The following is a 17932-nucleotide window of genomic DNA, read 5'->3' on the forward strand; positions in this document are numbered from 1 at the left end:
TTCCATGGCGGCCCAAAAACTATCGGATCTGTTGCCCATCCAAGAATCGGCGTCATCGCCGCACGCCTATCAGGTCTTTGGGTTGACCGCTGGCGAGCAGGACCCAGGCAAGATCAATGCAGCGGTGCAAGCAACGGTGGCTCGCTTGCGGGGAATCAAAGCAGCGACCGATCCGACCCTGTGGAAACGGGCGGCCGGATTGGTCCAGGCGGCTCGCGTCACGCTGGCGGACCCCGCAAAAAAAGCGGAACTGGACGCCCGCTTCGGAATCATTCCGGTGGATCCGCAGCCTTCCCCTACGCAGCCTTCCCCGACGCAGCCGGCAAGTGTGCAGCCAGTACCCGCGCAGCCGGACAGCCGTCAGCCGAAGTCGTCGCCGAGCCCCAAGTCCGATCCGTTGGCCGGCATGCTGCCGCCGGTCAATCCGATGGCTCCCGTGATGCCAGCGGCCAGTCCGTCGCCATCGGCTCCCCACCCATTTCCGATCCCGGGCGGTGCTCAGACGCCCAATCCGTTGGGCGGGGTTCCATCGTCCGCTCCGGTGCACCCATCGGGTTTCGGAGATGTCGGGGGGCCATCACCATCGCAGATGCCCGTTTCGCCGGTGGTTGCGACACAGGGCTCGCCCCGCCCGGTCATCCGCAGAGCCAAGGTGGTCAAAACCCGTCGCAGTTCGTTGATTGGCAACTTGGTGATGGCAACGGTTCTGTTGGGCATGATCACGTTGATTGGTTCGTTGGCTTACTTCCTGTTTTGGGGGCCGGGAACTTTGGCGATCAGTAGCCAAGGTGGGGCGCTGACGATATCGACCCAGCCCCAAGGTGCGGCAAGCAGTTCGGGCGTTTCGACTCCGCGACCGATCGATGATGGACAGCGCCGATCGGCCAAGCTGCCACGACGTTTCGACCCGGTGATGGGCGGGATGCGAGACGATGTCCCGACAACATCGAATGCGACCAGTGTTCCACCGCCGGATCTGATGCTGGATCAACCGATCATGGTCGGGGGCAATGCGGCGATGACACCCGCGACACCGCCTCCACCGGCGATGATGGGAACACCCACTGCCGATGATGCAATGGCAACTGTGGAAACGGGGTTGGGCGAACCCGTCAATGGCGAGCCGTCCATGCAGATGCCCATGGACAACACGGCGATGTCGCCGCCACCCATCGAAACCAGCGACGCCGACGTCGCAACGGCTGACGCCGCGATCGAAAAAGTCGGTGAAGTCATTCGCTCGCATCAATGGGATCAGATGAAATCAGTGGCCGAGGCGACGTTGTCTCTGCCGATGAACGCGGACCAGAAATTGCTCGCCGAAGGCCTGTATCAGCTGGCCGATTTAGCATCCTATTACCAAGGCGGGATCCAGCGAGGCGTTGCGGATCTGCAAGTCGGAAACGACTTCGAAGTGCGTGATGACTTTCGCGTGGTGATTGTCGAGAAGGGCGATGATTTTTTGGTGGTGCGATACAACGCTAAGAATCGCACCTTCAAGTTCGACGAGTTTCCGTTTCCGCTGGCGGCCAAGTTAGCGGCGTTTTCGATCGCCGAAGGCCCGACACGCCAGGCGGCGATGGTGATCTATCAAACCATCGCGCCGATCTCAAACGAAGGTTATCGTGACGAAGCCATCGAAGTGCTGGGACGCTTGGACGGGCAGGTCGAAGACGCCGATACCAAGTTGATGCAGGACGCGATTCGGTATCTGTACCCGGGCGCTTAGCAACGAGCGATCAATCCGTGTCGCGATAAAAGTCATCTGGCCCCCGCCTCGCAGCGGTTTGCGGGGGGAGAGAGTTAGAGAGAGAGGGGGAAGAAAGAAACGACACTTTTTGATCGCTCGTTGCTTAAAGCATGCGTGTTTGAATCGTTGATCCGGAATCTACCTCGACGGGTTGCCGGATTCCGGCGGTGCGGGATTGGTGCCAGAGCGGTGCGGCTTTAGAATGACGCCCATGTCCAATCCAAGGCTGACCGAAATCCTGCTCGACCTGATCCGTTTTCCCACGGTCAGCGCATTGAGCAATGCAGATATTTCGGATCGGGTCGCCGAACTACTGACCGATCGTGGGTTCACGGTCGAAGTGACCAGCTATGACGATGCGGCTGGTGTTCGCAAAGTCAACTTGGTCGCCAAACGAGATCCCAAGCGGCCCGGCGGTGGTCCTCATTCCTCGTCGATCAAACCGGCCAGCGGCGGGCTCGCCTACTTTTGTCACACCGATGTGGTGCCAGCGGTGGCGTGGACGGGACCCGGGGGAGATCCGTTTGCGGGGGTTGTCGCCGAAGACCGAATTTTCGGTCGTGGTGCGTGCGATATGAAAGGGTCCCTGGTCAGCATGTTGGGGGCGATCGACGAGGTCGATGTCCACCAACAAACCGCTCCGATTTGGGTGGTCTGCACGGCCGACGAAGAAGTCGGATTCGAGGGCGCGGCGTACTTGGTCAAGCATTCCCAGGCCTATCGCGAGATCGTCGCTGCCCAACCGCTGGCGATCATAGGTGAACCGACTCGATTGCGAGTCGTCCACGCTCATAAAGGAATCTTGGGACTTTCGATTCTTAGCCAGGGCAGGGCGGCGCACAGCAGCACTGATGGCGGCATCAATGCCAACGAAGCGATCGTTCCTGTGTTGGCAACGCTGCTGGAGATTGCCCAACAGACTCGGGCAGACGCGTCGCTGCATGACGAACGTTTTGATCCACCCCATTTGTCGTGGAACTTTGGCGTCAGCGATGGGTGTACCGCCGTCAACATCACCCCGGGGCGATCCACCGCTTGGTGCAGTCTGCGGCCGATGCCCCGAATCGATGGCGAAGCCTTGATCAAGCGAGTCGTGGACCAGGCCGAGGCAAATGGATTGTCGGTTCGTCGGATGCGTGGGGGACGTCCGGTTTGGATCGACCCGCAATCGCCCTGTATCGTTGACATGTGCCGCTTGGCGGGTGGGCCGCCCATCACGGTGTGTTATGGGACCGACGGCGGTGAGTTTTTTGAACTCAATCAACGCGTGGTCTTGGGCCCCGGAGATATCGCTCAGGCGCACACGACGGACGAGTACATTTTGTTGGAACAGTTCAACCGTGGTCCCGTGTTGTACGCCGAGGCGATTCGTCACTGGTGCACCGGTTAGCCAGCGTGTGAATCGGATACTCTGGGTGAATTCTCCAGCAGCCGATCCGGCTATTGCGTCGACTCAATTTCGACGTCGGATGTGGGGCGTGCCACGCACATCAGTACTTCGCCGGCGTCCACGTCATGTTCCGGTGGTTGATCATAGGCGACCGTCCCCCGTTTCAGCCTGCAGACACAGGCACCGCAGGATCCGCTGCGACACGAGGATTCGATTTCGACGCCGGCGTCTTCGGCTAGATCCAGCAATGATTCTTCGCTGCCCGTCCAGGTCACGGCCTGGTCGGATTCGGCAAAGCGAACTTGAAACCGTTCGGTCGACTTGCCGGCTGCGTCGTCTTGCGAACCGGCGGCGATGGCTCCGACGCCTTTGGACTTCCCGCCAAACGATTCGTAGTGCACATGGTCTTCGGGCACGCCCGCGGTCACCAGTCCTGCGGCGATCGATGCCATGAACTGGTCCGGTCCACAGATCATGCACTCGCCGTTGGTCTGGCCCACCTGTGTCAGGATGTGATTGGCATCGATGCGCCCGATTGAATCGTCGGCTTGGGTGGGTTCCTCGGCTGGGTTGCTAAAGAAGACATGCAGGTTCAGCGGCAGCGTCCGACTGCATCGTGCAACCACGCTTCGCAGCGATTCCAAGAAAGGTGCGTTGGCCGGTGTTCTGAGTTGATAGAAAAGATGCACCGGGCGTTGAGGCGACGTTTCTAGGTTTTCCAACAACATCGACAGCATCGGAGTGATGCCGATGCCAGCGGCGATCAGGACCAAAGGGTCGCCGTCATGTTGCGGGTTGCAATGGAACCCACCGCGCGGAGCTTGGACCCAAATGGTGTCGCCCACCGCGGCGGTGTCATGCAGCAGGTTGCTGACCTTGCCGCCGGGAACCCGTTTGACGGTGATTCGGTAATGAGGTTCTTCGGGGCCGCCCGACAGGCTGTAGCATCTAGAAACTCGTTTCCCGGTTGCCGGGTCGGTGATGGCGACCAGAATCGACTGGCCCGCGCGAAAGCGAGGCAGCGGTTGACCGTCGGAATCTGGAATGGCCGTGAAGCGGAATGAACGGCAATCCGGTGACTCGTCCACGATCGCATCGATTCGAAGCAGTCGCCATCCTTTCCAGGTTCCGTCTTCCAAGCCAGCGTCGGGGATACGGGCCGGAGGCGGTGCGGTATCGACCCGGTTGGCATCCGCAGGGGGTTGTCGCCGCAGGGCTGTGGACGAATCCGAAGCGAATGTGAGGTCCTTGCGGTGCCACATCCGCTCTTCGCGTCGCGACATGAACTCAGCAACCAGTTGGTAGATCAGGAACAGGCCGAACAACCCCAGCATCAGATGCCCGAGTGCCAATTGTCCCAGCACCAGTTGTCCCAGCACCAGTTGTCCCAGCATGGGGTGCCCCGGTAGCGGTGTCTCGAACAGGTTTGGTCCAAGCGTAGAAAGGGATGCAAGATGCATGGAATCGAATTGTCGGCGGTATCGTTTGCGCGGCTGTGTGTCGGCCAGTGTTCTGCGCATGAACCGGTGCCTGCCTGTCATGGCAGGCGGTGATCCAGCGAATGACTCTTCCAAAACTAGCTTATGAACCGGGGGTGATTTGCCAGAAACGTTGCGGGAACCCAAGGAAGAAATCCGCGACACTTTTTTCAGATTCTTTCCGCACGCTGTGTATTTCCGACGTAGCGTTTAGATACGGACGTCTGTCCGGGCGGCGATGGTGTGCTGGACGCATCTTGCCGCAGCAACGCGAGAGGGGGCATAGCACCGGGGGATACGCACGGGTGATTTGCGCAAGGGGGGGCAGAGGGGTAGGAATAATGCAGCGGGGGGAAACCGATGCCTAGATTTCGTTCATTTCAGCCGGTCAGTCGGCTGAGGTGAGTCCCACTTATAAGTGTGTATTGTCATGATCGATTCACTCGGGCCGACCAACGGGCCCAACGCAATTCGAGTCGCACCGCCGCCAAGTACTGCGGACGTCCAGTACACGTCCCAAAGCACTCAGACGCAGGCCAGCGATGACCGCAAGGCGGATGCCAGTCCGTGGGGGCGTGCAACCTTGCCGGACGCGCCGCGTCAACAGCGTTCCAGCATCACTGCGGTTGAACTGGTCAACAAAGCGGTGGAACTGCAGCAGCAGTTAGCCGCCGGTTACCTGGACATGATGATGTAGCCGATGTCCCGGTACCCGTTGCCCATGTTCAAGCCGCAATCACGGTCATCAGCCGGCGTCGTTCGGATTCTGGCGACCCGATTCTGGCGACCCCCATCGTGACGGGTTACCGGGATTTGCCTTGCCGGCGGGGGGGAGGATTTGGTACCCGACGGGGCACCATCTTGTAGTCCTTTCCTAGAAAGAGTGCCAACGTGATTGATACGACGCCATTTACACCAGGGGAGCGAGTTCTGTACGACGCTCTGTTTGGTGCCAGTCGGTTCGAGCTGAAAATCACATTCTGGGATCTGCCCGCCCCGTCCATCGCTGATGTGGCTGGCGAATACGATGCGCTGCTGCTGAACCAGGGTCATTGGATCGAATCGCGTTTGATCCGAGCGGCCTTTGGGTCACGAGGTCCCTGGTTCGGGAAAGCGTTCCGGCCGATCAATGATTTCGTCGGCGAAGGGTACAACTGTTTTGGGACCCATGACGCGCCGATTCAAGACCTGATGATGGATACCTACATCGACCATTCTCATCTGGTGACCGGTCCGTCTTTCATTCTGGATTACCGACAACGCAATCAGGGGATGATTCGCCACTTGGTTGGCGAGCTGCGTGTGCTGTCTCCGTCGATCTTGTTGGGGATGGGGACGTTCGGCCCACGGGGTCGACGACAACGCCGGTTGCGACGTGTGATCCCGTTTGCCCTGATCCAATCCGGCCGCCCCTATTGCATCGGCGATTCAACGACAGCGCTGGCGACCGATGCGTCCACCCCACAGGCCGCCTGATCGAATCGGTTGCAGCTAGACGTCCACGATCGGGACGTCACGATCCGCCATCGGTGGGCCGATCATTCGCTGGACGTTGGCATGCCCAGTTGCCGCATTTTGCGATACAGGTTGGATCGGTGCAGCCCCAGTCGGCCTGCGGCGTCCGTCATGTTCCCACCGCTGGTCTTGATCGCTGACTCGATATGGTCGACTTGGAAGATGCGGGTCGCTTCGTTTAATTCGATCGGCATTTCGGCGGCCGGTCCTCCCTTCAAGCGTTGGGCCACCGCTCCGTTGATCATCAAATCATCGGGATGAATGACGTCTTCGCTGGTCAGGTAGCAAACCCGTTCGATCGTGTTTCGCAGTTCGCGGATATTGCCTGGCCATGAATGCGACAGCAGCGCCGACTCGGCTGCCGGGCTCCACTGGGGAACTTGGCGTCCAATCTGATAGCAGAACTGTTTCAAGAAGTGGTTGGCCACCATCAATACATCGTCACCCCGATCGGCCAACGGTGGCAGGGTCAGCGAAACCACGTTCAGGCGAAAGAACAGGTCTTCGCGAAAGCGTCGCGCGGCGATCAATTCTTCTAGCGGTTGGTTGGTGGCCGCGATCACGCGAACGTCCACGGGGATCGGTTGCGACCCACCGACACGGACGACGACTTTCTCTTCCAGCACCCTCAACAGTTTGGCTTGTCCGCCGGGGCTCATGTCACCCACTTCGTCCAAGAACAGCGTCCCGCCGCTGGCCAGTTCGAACTTTCCGATATGAGTTTGGTTGGCGTCGGTGAAGGCACCTTTTTCGTGACCAAACAACTCGCTTTCCAGCAACGTTTCGACGAGCGCCGCGCAGTTGACCGCGACGAACGGGCCGCTGCGCCGATCGCTTTCGTAGTGAACGTGGCGGGCCAGGACTTCTTTGCCGGTTCCGTTTTTGCCCAACACCAAGACCGTCAGGTCAGTCTTGGCAACCTTTTCGGCACTTCGTCGGACGGTTTCGATCGATGGGTGGTTGCCAACCAAAGTGGTTGCCGAGGCCGCGTCTTGGACCAGCCGGTCACGTGAACTGCGCAGTCGTTGGCGGGTTCGCAGCGACTCGATCGCCACCGCAGCGTGCGTGGCTAGGTCGGCCAGCAAGACGGCGTCAAACTCGTCAAATTCGCCATCGGTTTTATTGATCGCTTCGAACACGCCGATCAGTTTTTCGCGGCGATGTTCGTCGCTGCCGCTGGACATGGGCACGGCGGCCAGCGATCGGGTTTCGAATTCCAGGCTTTCGTCGACCTTGCGATTGACTCGCGATTCGTCGTCGCTGCCAGCGTTCCAGATCTTGGGTTCGCCGCTGCGGAGGACTTCGCCGACCACGCCGGCGTCGTCATCGACTTCAAGCGACCCGCCTTCGATCCCCAGGGCCGGCCGACCGATCAGTTTGCTGCGGCGGCGATCCCACAGAAAAATACTTGCCCGTTCACACTCGATCAACGATGTGGCGGTATCAGCGATTTTTCGCAGCAAGGCCTCGTCGTCGTCCAGACGCTGCCACTCGGCCGCCGCGGCCAACACAGCCGTCAGCTGTTCGATCCGTCTGGCTTGCCGCATTTGCGTTTCGATGCGTTGCAGGGCCGATGCCAGCAATTGGGCGGTGCGAATCATCCGTTGGGCGCGTTCTTCGGATTCTCGAACCGCCGATTCTTCGGCGTCGGTCATTCGGATCACCAACGCCGACGGGGTGTTCAGCCCGCCCGTGCCATTGTCGGACCCGATCGGGGTCACGCACCAACCATCGGCAATTTGGGACGGGGCGGACCCATCGGTACCGATTCGGTCGATCGCGTCGGTGATCAGGTCAATTGGGAAGTTCGTTTTTTCCCCGACCCAGGGGGCGCAATGCCAAGATCCCTGCCGTTGCGAGACGAGACCGCCCATTTGGCCACCCAACATCCGCAGCAGCTCGGGCAACACGGACTGCAGAAAGGTCGGCCCGATCGTCTTGGCCTGCAGCGCGCGTGACATCTCCAAGGCCAAACGAATTTCAGTCGATTCCGGTGGGCTGGAAATGGGAGTTCTGTTCACGGGAATACTCGCAAATGTCTTGTTCAGTGATGGTCCGGCGCTAGGCTGGCTCTGGGGCACGAGAGCAGAATAGCGCGACGATCAACCGGTTATCGGCGGAAGGTAAATAGACGAACCCGATGGCTTGCCGGTATGTTGGGCGTTTCGACGCTCACGTTTGACTAGCCAACTAGGAATCGCTGCACATGCAATTCAATGGGAAAAAAGGACTGATTCTGGGGGTCGCCAACGACCATTCGATCGCATGGGCGATCGCCAAGCAAATCATGGATGCTGGCGGCCAGTGCGGTTTCACCCACCTGCCCGATCGCCCGGACGATGAACGGCAACGGAATCGTCGCCGAGTTTCGCAATTAACGGACAAATACGAGAATGCAAAGTTTCTCGTACCCCTAGATGCGCAAGACGACGGCAACATCCGCACCGTTTTCGAGACTGCGGCTGAAGAATTTGGGAAAATCGACTTTTTATTGCATTCGATCGCCTTCGCAGATCGCAACGATCTGGCTCGTGACACGGTTTACACATCGCGTGAAGGGTTCAAATTGGCGATGGATGTCAGCGTTTACACGCTGATTGCCTGCACCGCGGCGGCCAAAGAAATCATGAACCCGGGCGGATCGATCGCCACGATGACGTATTTCGGCGGCGAAAAATGTGTGCCGGGCTACAACGTGATGGGCATCTGCAAAGCGGCCTTGGACGCGACTGTGCGATATCTGGCCTACGACATGGGGCCGCAAGGTGTGCGGGTCAACGCGTTGTCGGCAGGTCCCGTGCGGACTTTGGCCGGGCGGGCGGCGGGTGTCGAAGAAATGTTGACCCTGTACGAACACATGGCCCCCTTGGGACGCAACGTCAGCCACGAAGAAGTTGGCCGAACCGGTGCGTTCCTGCTGAGCGACAATAGCGAAGGCATCAGCGGCGAAATTCTGCACGTCGATGGTGGCTATCACGCGATGGGCAGCCCTGGACGGTTGCTAGAAAAATTGAAGTCCTAATCTCTCGATGGGCCAGCCTGACGCTGGCTTGACGGGGTGCGGATCGCCAGCGAGGCGACATCCGCACAGCTACAACGGGCAGCATCCGCTGCCACGTTTCACCTGATCCATGACACCTGTTAACTGAAACTGAATTCAATGGTCCGTACCGCCAGCACGATGTTGCCACTTGGCACTTCCGCACCGACGTTTGCGTTACCCGATACTGACGGAAACGTCGTTTCGATCGAACAGTTTGCTGACTCCAAAGCGTTGCTCGTGATCTTCATGTGCAACCACTGTCCGTACGTCAAACACGTGGCCGACCAATTGGCCGCTTTGGCCAACGACTACATGGGCAAGGGAGTCGCGGTGGTCGGGATCAGCAGCAACGATGCGGATAACTATCCCGACGATTCCCCCGCAGCGATGGCCACCGAAAAGGCGGCTCGCGGGTACAAGTTCCCGTACCTGTTCGATGGTGACCAAAGTGTTGCGATCGCTTACACGGCCGCCTGCACGCCGGATTTCTTCCTGTTCGATGGGGATCAGAAATTGGTCTATCGGGGACAGTTGGATTCCAGCCGACCCAAGACGGACATCCCCGTCACGGGCCAGGATCTTCGCGCGGCCATCGACGCTGTGCTGGCCGGTCAAGCACCGGACCAGCAGCAGCGACCATCGATCGGTTGCAACATCAAGTGGAAAGCGGGCAACGAGCCGCAGTACTTCAACCCGCTAGGGTCTGCGTGAGTCTGCCGTACCTGCACGAGCTGACGTTGCGGTTGGCGATGGGAGCAGCGGGGCTGGATGACGATTTCAGGGGACGACATGTCGCTTGGTTGGCGTCCCAGCAACGCCCCGATGGTGGTTTTGCTGGTCGCGAAGGCGAAAGTGATCCCTACTACACCGCGTTCGCCCTGCGCGCCCTGTGGATTGTCGGCGGGTTGGATGAAGCAATCGGAAAACGAGCCGCTGACTTTTTGCGTTCTCGGCTGCAGAAACGTGAATCGGTGATCGACCTGATGTCGTTGATCTTTGCAGCCGCCATCTGTGAAATGGCGATCGGCGAAGTCGTGATCGCCGATGACGATTTGCAGTGGCGATCCAACGTTGCCGGATTGTTGGCGTCGCTGCGGACCGACGATGGCGGATTCGCGAAAACACCCGAAGGTCGCGCTGGCAGCACCTATCAAACGTTTTTGACCGTGCTGTGCCATCAGTTGATCGAAATGCCAATCGACGCACCGGAGAAGATTCAGTCGTTCTTGAAATCGCAGGCCCATCCCGATGGCGGATTTCTAGAGATTCGTGCGGCCAAACGACCGGGCGTCAATCCGACCGCCGCCGCAGTCGGAACCATCAAGTCGCTGGACCTGATCGATCAGTTCGACTTCACAGACACTGCCGAATTCCTTGCCGAGATGCAGTCGGACGAAGGCGGGCTGACAGCCAATACACGCATTCCATTTGCAGACTTGCTTTCGTCATTCACCGGGCTGTTGACCCTGTCGGATTTGCAGGCCCACGACCGTGTCGATATCCCCGCGATTCAGCGATACGCGATGTCGATGCAGTCACCGTCAGGTGGGTTCGTTGGCTTCTCGCTGGATCAGACGGCCGATGTCGAATACACCTTCTATGGTTTGGCGACCCTATCGCTGTGTCAAACACTTACTCATTGATGTCTTGATTCCATGAACGATGCGTCCGCTGATCCGTCGCTGGTTGTCCAGGGACTTTCCAAATCGTTTCCCACCGGTGGCGATCCGCTGCGGGTGTTGTCGGACTTGGATCTGGAACTTCACAGTGGCGATTCGTTGGCGGTGGTGGGGCCAAGCGGCAGCGGGAAGAGCACGCTGTTGCAAATCCTAGGGACCTTGGATCGTCCCGATTCGGGCTCGGTTCGAATCGATCAAACCGACCCGTTCGAATTGTCCGAATCTGGGCTGGCCGCATTCCGCAACCAGAAAATCGGTTTCATCTTTCAAGACCATCACCTGTTGCCTCAATTGACGGTGATCGAAAATGTGTTGGTGCCGGCTTTGGCAATCGGCAAACCATCCAGCGGCGATCTCCAGAACGCACAGGACTTGTTGAGCCAGGTCGGGCTGACGCAAAGGCTGGGGCATCTGCCCAGCGAGCTCTCCGGCGGCGAACGGGAACGCGTGGCCATCGCACGGGCGTTGCTGATGAAACCGACGCTGATTTTGGCAGACGAACCGACCGGAAACCTGGATCGTAGCACCGCCGAAACGATCACCGCTCTACTGCTGACGCTGCAGGCGTCGGTCGGTGCGATTCTGATCACGGTCACTCACAGCGAAACCCTGGCGGCGGCTATGTCCCAGCGAAAGGAACTCGTGGACGGTAAACTGGTCTAAAGAACCGGGGTGACGCACCCCCTTACCTTTCCGCAGTTTCGGTGACGGGATCGTCACAGCCATGCCGGTGGTTTCAAGACTGAATCTGATTCTTCGATTGATGGAGACGGCCAGAATGAAAATTTTTGTACAACTGATCATTGGTTTGATGACGCTGGCGGTTTCTAGCGAAGCCATGGCCCGGTCATGGACCAGTGCCGCGGGCGGATACACGTTGGAAGCCGACGAGATCGCGTCCAGCGATACATCGGTCATCTTGAAGCGGGCTTCGGGAAAGCTGGTCGTGGTCGCGCTGGACGAACTGTCCAAGGCGGACCAGGATTACATCGCATCCAAAGAAGTCGTCGACAAGCTGCGTGAATCGGCTGCGAAGATGCAGACTTGGACGTCCGCCGATGGTCTGAAGATTCGCGGCCGTGTGGTGGCCTACGGCCGGAAAGATTTGTCAATCTCGCGACTGCGTGGGAAAGTGGTCATCAACTCGGTGCTGTTCGAACGCCTGGACCCGTTGCATCAAAAATTGGTGCTGAAGATCATGTCGGAATTGGAGGGGGAAACTTTCCAAGACGAACAGGGGCTGAACCGATGGGCCAAGGTGTTGGGGGCCGAGCCGAAGGTTTATCCGCTAGAAGGGGTGCTGTTGGAACTGGAAACCGGCGACCGGCTTGCCGTGCCGTTCTTTCTGTTCAGCGAAGCTGACCTGGAGGTGCTGTCGCCGGGCTGGGATGCCTGGTCAAAGTCCAATGACAACGAAGCGGCCCAGGCTCAAGAGAGCTTGATGATGCAGACCGAAGCGAGGCATTATCAGGAACAACGTCAGCAACAGGAGCAGCAGCAAGAACAGCAGCGGGATTACCAGCGACAGCAGATCGAAGTCCTGAAGCTGAACATGTTGGCGGCCGCAACGGGCGTGACGTCGATCTGGGAAGTCGGGCTGCAGCCACCGCTGGGAGCCTACGGGCGCCGCATGTCGGTGATGGTCACCGCTCAAAACAGCGACGTGGCGACCCGAATGGCATTGGCCCAGTACCCAGGCTACCGAGTCTTCGGCGTCCGTAAAGCAAGCCGGTTCTAGTCGCCAATCGTTTCACCGCATGGGCAACGCCCCGCGCGCGAGCCAGCTAGAAAACGCGTGGCCTCACTGGGCACACGGTGAAACGCCAGTGGCCCATGCGGCGCAAGAGTCTCCCCCGCGGCCGCAATCGTTTAACCGCGTGGGCAACGCCCCGCGCGCGCAAGCCAGCTAGAAAACGCGTGGCCCGCTGGGCACACAGTTAAACGACGGTGGCCCATGCGCCGCATAAGTCTCCCCCGCGGCCGCAATCGTTTAACCGCGTGGGCAACGCCCCGCGCGCGCGCCAGTTAGAAAACGCGTGGCCCGCTGGGCACACGGTTAAACGACGGTGGGCCATGCGGCGCACGAGTCTCCCCCGCGGCCGCAATCGTTTAACCGCGTGGGCAACGCCCCGCGCGCGCGAGCCAGTTCGAAAACGCGTGGCCCGCTGGGCACACGGTTAAACGACGGTGGCCCATGCGGTGCACGAGTATCCGCCGCGGCCGCAATCGTTTAACCGCGTGGGCAACGCCCCGCGCGCGCAAGCCAGCTAGAAAACGCGTGGCCCGCTGGGCACACGGTTAAACGACAGCGGGCCATGCGGTGCACGAGTCTCCGCCGCGGCCGCAATCGTTTAACCGCGTGGGCAACGCCCCGCGCGCGCGAGCCAGTTCGAAAACGCGTGGCCCGCTGGGCACACGGTTAAACGACAGCGGGCCATGCGGTGCACGAGTCTCCGCCGCGGCCGCAATCGTTTAACCGCGTGGGCATCGCCCCGCGCGCGAGTTAGAAAACGCGTGGCCCGCTGGGCACACGGTTAAACGACAGCGGGCCATGCGGTGCACGAGTATCCGCCGCGGCCGCAATCGTTTAACCGCGTGGGCAACGCCCCGCGCGCGCGAGCCAGTTCGAAAACGCGTGGCCCGCTGGGCACACGGTTAAACGAAGGTGGCCCATGCGGTGCACGAGTCTCCCCCGCGGCCGCAATTGTTTAACCGCGTGGGCAACGCCCCGCGCGCGCGAGCCAGTTAGAAAACGCGTGGCCCGCTGGGCACACGGTTAAACGACGGTGGCCCATGCGGTGCACGAGTCTCCGCCGCGGCCGCAATCGTTTCACCGCGTGGGCAACGCCCCGCGCGCGAGCCAGTTAGAAAACGCGTGGCCCGCTGGGCACACGGTTAAACGACGGTGGCCCATGCGCCGCATAAGTATCCGCCGCGGCCTCAATCGTTTAACCGCGTGGGCAACGCCCCGCGCGCGCGAGCCAGTTAGAAAACGCGTGGCCCGCTGGGCACACGGTTAAACGACGGCGGCCCATGCGCCGCATAAGTATCCCCGCGGTCCATGCGGCGCATGAGTATCCCCCGCGGGCCATGCGCCGCGCGAGTCTCCCCCGCGGGCCATGCGCCGCGTAAGTATCCCCCGCGGCCCTCTCTGTCGAATCACGCGTCATCCCCCTTGCGCTCGCTGGATCAGGCCGCGTCGCCCAGGTCCAGACGCTTGGCGTAGCGTCGCATCATTTGGTCGCGAAGTGCCGACAGTTCGCCGTCGGATAGATCCGGATCCTCGTCGATCATTTCCTGAGCCATCGCGCGGGCGACCGCTAGAATTTCGACATCGCGGTTCAGGTCAGCGATCCGCATCGGTGGCAATCCGCTTTGCTTTCTGCCCAGCAGGTCACCCGGGCCGCGAATGCGAAAGTCTGCTTCGGCCAATTCAAAACCATCGTCCGTTTTTTCGAACACCTGCAGACGTTCGTTTTCGTCCGGTGAACGCTCGCCGTCGGTAAACACGCAGACGTGCCCGGCATGTCGTCCTCGCGATACCCGGCCTCGCAATTGGTGAAGCTGTGCCAGCCCGAATCGTTGGGCGCCCAGGATGGTCATCACGGTAGCGTTGGGGACGTTGATGCCGACTTCGATCACGGTCGTGCTGACCAAAACGTCCGTGCGTCCGGCGGCAAACGATTGCATGATCGCTTGCTTTTCGTCATTGGCCATTCGTCCGTGCAGCAACCCGACGCGGTAGTTCGAAAGCGGGCCGGTGCTGAGTTCCTCGAACACGGTTTCAACGGACGAAACATCCTCGCCCTCATCTTCCTCCGACGCGGTCACTCGCGGGGCCACGACGAACACTTGGCGGCCTTCATCAAGTCGCTGGCGGACAAACGACCACCAACGATCCTTCCATCCGTCGTGAGCCAGGTATGTATTCACCTTGCCGCGGCCCGGCGGTTTTTCGCGGATCGTGCTCAGTTCGACATCGCCGAACATTGTCATCGCGATCGAACGCGGGATCGGTGTCGCCGACATCACTAGCGAATGCGGCGCGACCCCGCCACCACGCAATTGGACTCGCTGGCCGACGCCGAACTTGTGCTGTTCATCAACGACGCACAACCCAAGCCGATGGAATTCGATGCCGCCGTACAGCAATGCCTGCGTACCGACCAGCAAATCGATCTCGCCCGACGCAGTACCGGCAAAGACATCGCGTCGCTGGGCTGCGGTCAACGAACCGCACAGCAATCCGATCCGCACTCGGCTGCTTTCCAGCATTTCCGTCAGGGTATCGTAGTGTTGGCGGGCCAGCACTTCGGTCGGCGCCATCAACACCGCTTGATGATTGCCGGCCACTGCCAACATCATCGCGTACACGGCAACGACTGTTTTGCCACTGCCGACGTCTCCTTGCAGCAATCGGTTCATCGGGAACTGACGCGACATGTCGGCCCGGATCTCGTCGATGGATTTCCGTTGGTCACCGGTCAGGGAGAATGGCAATCGGTTGGTGATCCGTGCGTCGACCATGGCGGTGGAGGGCAGGGGCGGGGCCTGCAGTTCGGTGGTCGATCGGCGGCGCTTCATTGCCAATGCCAATTGCATCACCAACAGTTCCTGGAACACCAGACGCGTCCGAGCCGTGAACATTTGGGCGTCGCTATCGGGTTGATGCAGCTGCCGAAGCGCCGCGTCGATCGCCGGCAGGTCGCCGACGACATCGATTTGTTGTTCACGAAGACGCTCGGCGGCCGCCTTCCGGAGCTCCGCCGGCATCACTTCCAGCAGCCCGTCGGCAAGCGGCAGGAATTGTGCAGCAAGGTTGCGCAGTTCGGATTGTTTGACGCCATCGGTCAACGGGTAGATGGCCAACATCCGTGGTTCAGGCAGATCCTCGCTCTTGTCCAGGATCGTGACCTTCGGATGAACGAACTCGAATCGCAGCCCATTCAGTTTGGGGGTGCCCGAGATGATCACGCGTCGTCCGACGGTCAACTGGTCGGCACGAAAGGCTTGATTGAAGAACAAAATGCGAACCGCACCCGATTCGTTTTCGACAATGGCACCGAAAACGGATTTTCCGGGGGTCCGCGAAGCCACTTCACCTTCGCTGATCGTTCCCAACAGCGACGCTGGTTCGCCATCGCGAAGCTGATCCACTTTGGCTGGCGGGGCAGGCCGTTCGTAGTCGCGGGGAAACAGGAACAGCATGTCCTGGATGGTTCGAAGCCCCAGTTTGGCAAACCTTGCCGCTCTCGCTCGACTCATGCCCGGCAGGGTTGCCAAGGCCGTCGAAAGTGCTGGACCGGCATCGGGTGACGATGCGTCCGCGTTTTTCGATTTGGATGATGTGTCGGCCATGACCGAATCCTAAACCATCGGTGCCCTCGAATTCACCTCCCCATGGAATCACAATTTTGCAGCACCACCTTCGAGGGGCTTTCCGTGCGCTCGGCAGCAGGCTGGTTAGGCGATCGAATCCAGTTCGTCTAGCAATCGACGTCGGTCGAACCCCAGTGCTCCCAGCCCTTCGGCATTGCGGGCGGCCACGATTGCGGCCAGTTCAGAGCACCGCCGGGGTGGAAAACCAGCCGCCATGCCATGCAAGAATGCGCCGTGGAACGTGTCCCCACATCCGGTTGTATCGATGGCGGATGACGCTTTGACCGCCGGTTGGTGCCAATGATCGCCGTCATCGGTTCGAAACCAGCTGCCTTGCTGACCAGCGGTCACTCCAACCAAGCTGGCCCCAAAATCGTCCATCAACAATCGGGCCAATCGATCGCTGCTGGGTGGTTGGACGGATTCGTGGTGAGGTGGCTGGTCTTGGCGGGGTGGCTGGGATCGGGCCCAGTGAGCCGCGGCGAAATGATGCGACACGATCAGGATGTCGGCTTGGGAAACGATCGGTAGTACTTCGTCGCGGTATCGATGGGCGCCGCCGTCGAAAGAGACCAGGACGTTGTTTTGCTTGGCGATCGGGATCGCTTGCAGGCAGACATCCAGATGACGCCCGTTGCAGTGCAGGATGGTGGTGTCAGCGACCGCCGCCGCGATTTTGTCGTTCCACGCCAGCGGTGTTTCACCGCCGGGTGAGAACACGATCGTCCGCGAACCGTTGGATGCATGGACCCACACCGTGGCGACCGATGCGGTCTGGTCAGCGGCGATTTCGATCCGGCTGACATCGACTCCGGAGGCCGCAAGTTCGGCGGTCAGCGCGTGTGACATCACATCGCTGCCCAAGCGATCCGCAAACCCCACTCGTCCACCCAGGATCGCCGCCGTCGCCGCAGCAACAGCAACTGGGCCACCAATCGAAACACGCCGACGCTCGGCCCGCACGACCGATTCTTCCTCGGGCAACGCGTCAACGACCATCACCACATCCAGGACCGAAACGCCTATGCCAAACAAAGTGAAACGCTTGTGGGTTGTGTCCATGTTCTAGCGTCGGTGACAGATTCGAAGTGGAGCGACGGATTCCGAAAGCGGGAGTAAAACCGCCACGAGTGATGGCCCTCCAGCATACCGATTGGGAGAAGTTCAAGTTCAAGTTCAAGTTCGAGTTCAAGTTCAAGTTCAAGTTCAAGTTCAAGTTCAAGTTCAAGTTCAAGTTCAAGTTCAAGTTCAAGTTCAAGTTCAAGTTCGAGTTCGAGTTCGAGTTCGAGTTCAACGAGAGCTGACGCAGTCCTGTCTCCCCTCTCCCCCGCGTTGGTCGCGAGCTCCACTCGCGTCCGACGTGGGGGAGAGGGGCCGGGGGTGAGGGGGGGGAAGTTCAGGTTGCAAACCGCGACACGTTCCAAAAACTTAAACTCGAACTTAAACTCGAACTCGAACTTTGCTCCCCCCACGGCAAACAGAGCCCGCCAACGCCCACCTGCCGTCCACAACGCCCGGAACCCCTGGCCCCCTCTGACCACCGCACCTGCACCCGCACCCGTTTCCCCGCCATCTCCAGCCACCGGGTCCAATGGGCGGCAGACGCCAGATCGGCCATCCCCCAGGCCACGCGGATGCAGCGCCCCAAACGGCTGTAGGAAAAAGCCGGACTTCCGCCTAAACTGTGGTCCATCACCC

14 protein-coding genes are annotated in these 17932 nt (G+C 60.1%); 9 read left to right on the forward strand and 5 right to left on the reverse strand.

The genetic code is table 11. The features are described from left to right. Positions 1–4 precede the first annotated feature (4 nt). Both K227x_RS00890 and K227x_RS00895 read left to right on the forward strand, forming a co-directional pair. Positions 5–1729: a hypothetical protein gene (locus K227x_RS00890; RefSeq protein WP_145167633.1), complete on the forward strand. Its 1725-nt coding sequence runs from the start codon at positions 5–7 to the stop codon at positions 1727–1729. Between the two features lie 232 nt (positions 1730–1961). After that, positions 1962–3140: a M20/M25/M40 family metallo-hydrolase gene (locus K227x_RS00895; RefSeq protein ID WP_145167635.1), complete on the forward strand. Its 1179-nt coding sequence runs from the start codon at positions 1962–1964 to the stop codon at positions 3138–3140. Positions 3141–3190: 50 nt separating this feature from the next. Here the strand turns inward: K227x_RS00895 and K227x_RS00900 are convergent, their stop codons facing one another. Next, complete coding sequence (locus K227x_RS00900) at positions 3191–4600, reverse strand: 2Fe-2S iron-sulfur cluster-binding protein (protein ID WP_218933671.1); 1410 nt, start codon at positions 4598–4600, stop codon at positions 3191–3193. Between the two features lie 448 nt (positions 4601–5048). Here K227x_RS00900 and K227x_RS00905 point away from each other — a divergent pair, with 448 nt between their 5' ends. Together K227x_RS00905 and K227x_RS00910 are read left to right on the forward strand one after the other, a co-directional pair. Continuing rightward, positions 5049–5315 (forward strand): hypothetical protein, encoded by a 267-nt coding sequence (locus K227x_RS00905; RefSeq protein WP_145167639.1) that lies wholly within the window; start codon positions 5049–5051, stop codon positions 5313–5315. Between the two features lie 194 nt (positions 5316–5509). Beyond that, the gene (locus tag K227x_RS00910; protein WP_145167641.1) at positions 5510–6094 is read left to right on the forward strand and encodes a hypothetical protein; all 585 of its coding nucleotides are present in this window, start codon (positions 5510–5512) and stop codon (positions 6092–6094) included. A 62-nt stretch (positions 6095–6156) separates the two neighbouring features. Here the strand turns inward: K227x_RS00910 and K227x_RS00915 are convergent, their stop codons facing one another. Continuing rightward, entirely contained in the window at positions 6157–8154 is a 1998-nt protein-coding gene (locus tag K227x_RS00915) for a sigma-54-dependent Fis family transcriptional regulator (protein WP_246146413.1), read from the reverse strand. 185 nt (positions 8155–8339) lie between these two features. On the opposite strand from K227x_RS00915, the gene K227x_RS00920 reads away from it, so the two are divergent. From K227x_RS00920 to K227x_RS00940, 5 genes are all read left to right on the forward strand, one after another. Next, complete coding sequence (locus tag K227x_RS00920; RefSeq protein WP_145167643.1) at positions 8340–9155, forward strand: enoyl-ACP reductase FabI; 816 nt, start codon at positions 8340–8342, stop codon at positions 9153–9155. 138 nt (positions 9156–9293) lie between these two features. Next, a complete protein-coding gene (locus tag K227x_RS00925; protein ID WP_145167645.1) occupies positions 9294–9887 on the forward strand; it encodes a thioredoxin family protein in 594 nt (197 codons plus the stop codon). Continuing rightward, entirely contained in the window at positions 9884–10819 is a 936-nt protein-coding gene (locus K227x_RS00930; protein ID WP_246146414.1) for a prenyltransferase/squalene oxidase repeat-containing protein, read from the forward strand. The genes K227x_RS00925 and K227x_RS00930 overlap by 4 nt, the downstream gene beginning before the upstream one ends. A gap of 12 nt (positions 10820–10831) precedes the next feature. Continuing rightward, entirely contained in the window at positions 10832–11518 is a 687-nt protein-coding gene (locus K227x_RS00935) for an ABC transporter ATP-binding protein (RefSeq protein WP_145167647.1), read from the forward strand. A gap of 115 nt (positions 11519–11633) precedes the next feature. Beyond that, positions 11634–12593, forward strand: a complete 960-nt coding sequence (locus tag K227x_RS00940; RefSeq protein ID WP_145167649.1) for an SHD1 domain-containing protein — start codon at positions 11634–11636, stop codon at positions 12591–12593. 1451 nt (positions 12594–14044) lie between these two features. Here the strand turns inward: K227x_RS00940 and recG are convergent. From recG to K227x_RS00955, 3 genes are all read right to left on the reverse strand, one after another. Next, positions 14045–16213 carry an ATP-dependent DNA helicase RecG gene (gene recG, locus K227x_RS00945; protein ID WP_145167651.1) on the reverse strand — a complete coding sequence of 723 codons (2169 nt, stop codon included), beginning with the start codon at positions 16211–16213 and terminating at the stop codon, positions 14045–14047. Positions 16214–16318: 105 nt separating this feature from the next. Continuing rightward, positions 16319–17296, reverse strand: a complete 978-nt coding sequence (locus tag K227x_RS00950; RefSeq protein WP_145167653.1) for a carbohydrate kinase family protein — start codon at positions 17294–17296, stop codon at positions 16319–16321. Then, positions 17257–17817 (reverse strand): hypothetical protein, encoded by a 561-nt coding sequence (locus K227x_RS00955; protein ID WP_145167655.1) that lies wholly within the window; start codon positions 17815–17817, stop codon positions 17257–17259. The genes K227x_RS00950 and K227x_RS00955 overlap by 40 nt, the downstream gene beginning before the upstream one ends. Positions 17818–17932 lie beyond the last annotated feature (115 nt).

It is taken from the genome of Rubripirellula lacrimiformis, assembly GCF_007741535.1.
GTDB lineage: Bacteria > Planctomycetota > Planctomycetia > Pirellulales > Pirellulaceae > Rubripirellula > Rubripirellula lacrimiformis.

Excerpts from the sequence above, each read along its gene's own strand:
- K227x_RS00905 (WP_145167639.1), top strand. The coding sequence starts at position 5,049 with ATGATCGATTCACTCGGGCCGACCAACGGGCCCAACGCAATTCGAGTC.
- K227x_RS00900 (WP_218933671.1), bottom strand. The coding sequence starts at position 4,600 with ATGCATCTTGCATCCCTTTCTACGCTTGGACCAAACCTGTTCGAGACA.
- K227x_RS00940 (WP_145167649.1), top strand. The coding sequence starts at position 11,634 with ATGAAAATTTTTGTACAACTGATCATTGGTTTGATGACGCTGGCGGTT.
- K227x_RS00950 (WP_145167653.1), bottom strand. The coding sequence starts at position 17,296 with ATGGACACAACCCACAAGCGTTTCACTTTGTTTGGCATAGGCGTTTCG.
- K227x_RS00895 (WP_145167635.1), top strand. The coding sequence starts at position 1,962 with ATGTCCAATCCAAGGCTGACCGAAATCCTGCTCGACCTGATCCGTTTT.
- K227x_RS00925 (WP_145167645.1), top strand. The coding sequence starts at position 9,294 with ATGGTCCGTACCGCCAGCACGATGTTGCCACTTGGCACTTCCGCACCG.
- recG (WP_145167651.1), bottom strand. The coding sequence starts at position 16,213 with ATGGCCGACACATCATCCAAATCGAAAAACGCGGACGCATCGTCACCC.
- K227x_RS00920 (WP_145167643.1), top strand. The coding sequence starts at position 8,340 with ATGCAATTCAATGGGAAAAAAGGACTGATTCTGGGGGTCGCCAACGAC.
- K227x_RS00890 (WP_145167633.1), top strand. The coding sequence starts at position 5 with ATGGCGGCCCAAAAACTATCGGATCTGTTGCCCATCCAAGAATCGGCG.
- K227x_RS00935 (WP_145167647.1), top strand. The coding sequence starts at position 10,832 with ATGAACGATGCGTCCGCTGATCCGTCGCTGGTTGTCCAGGGACTTTCC.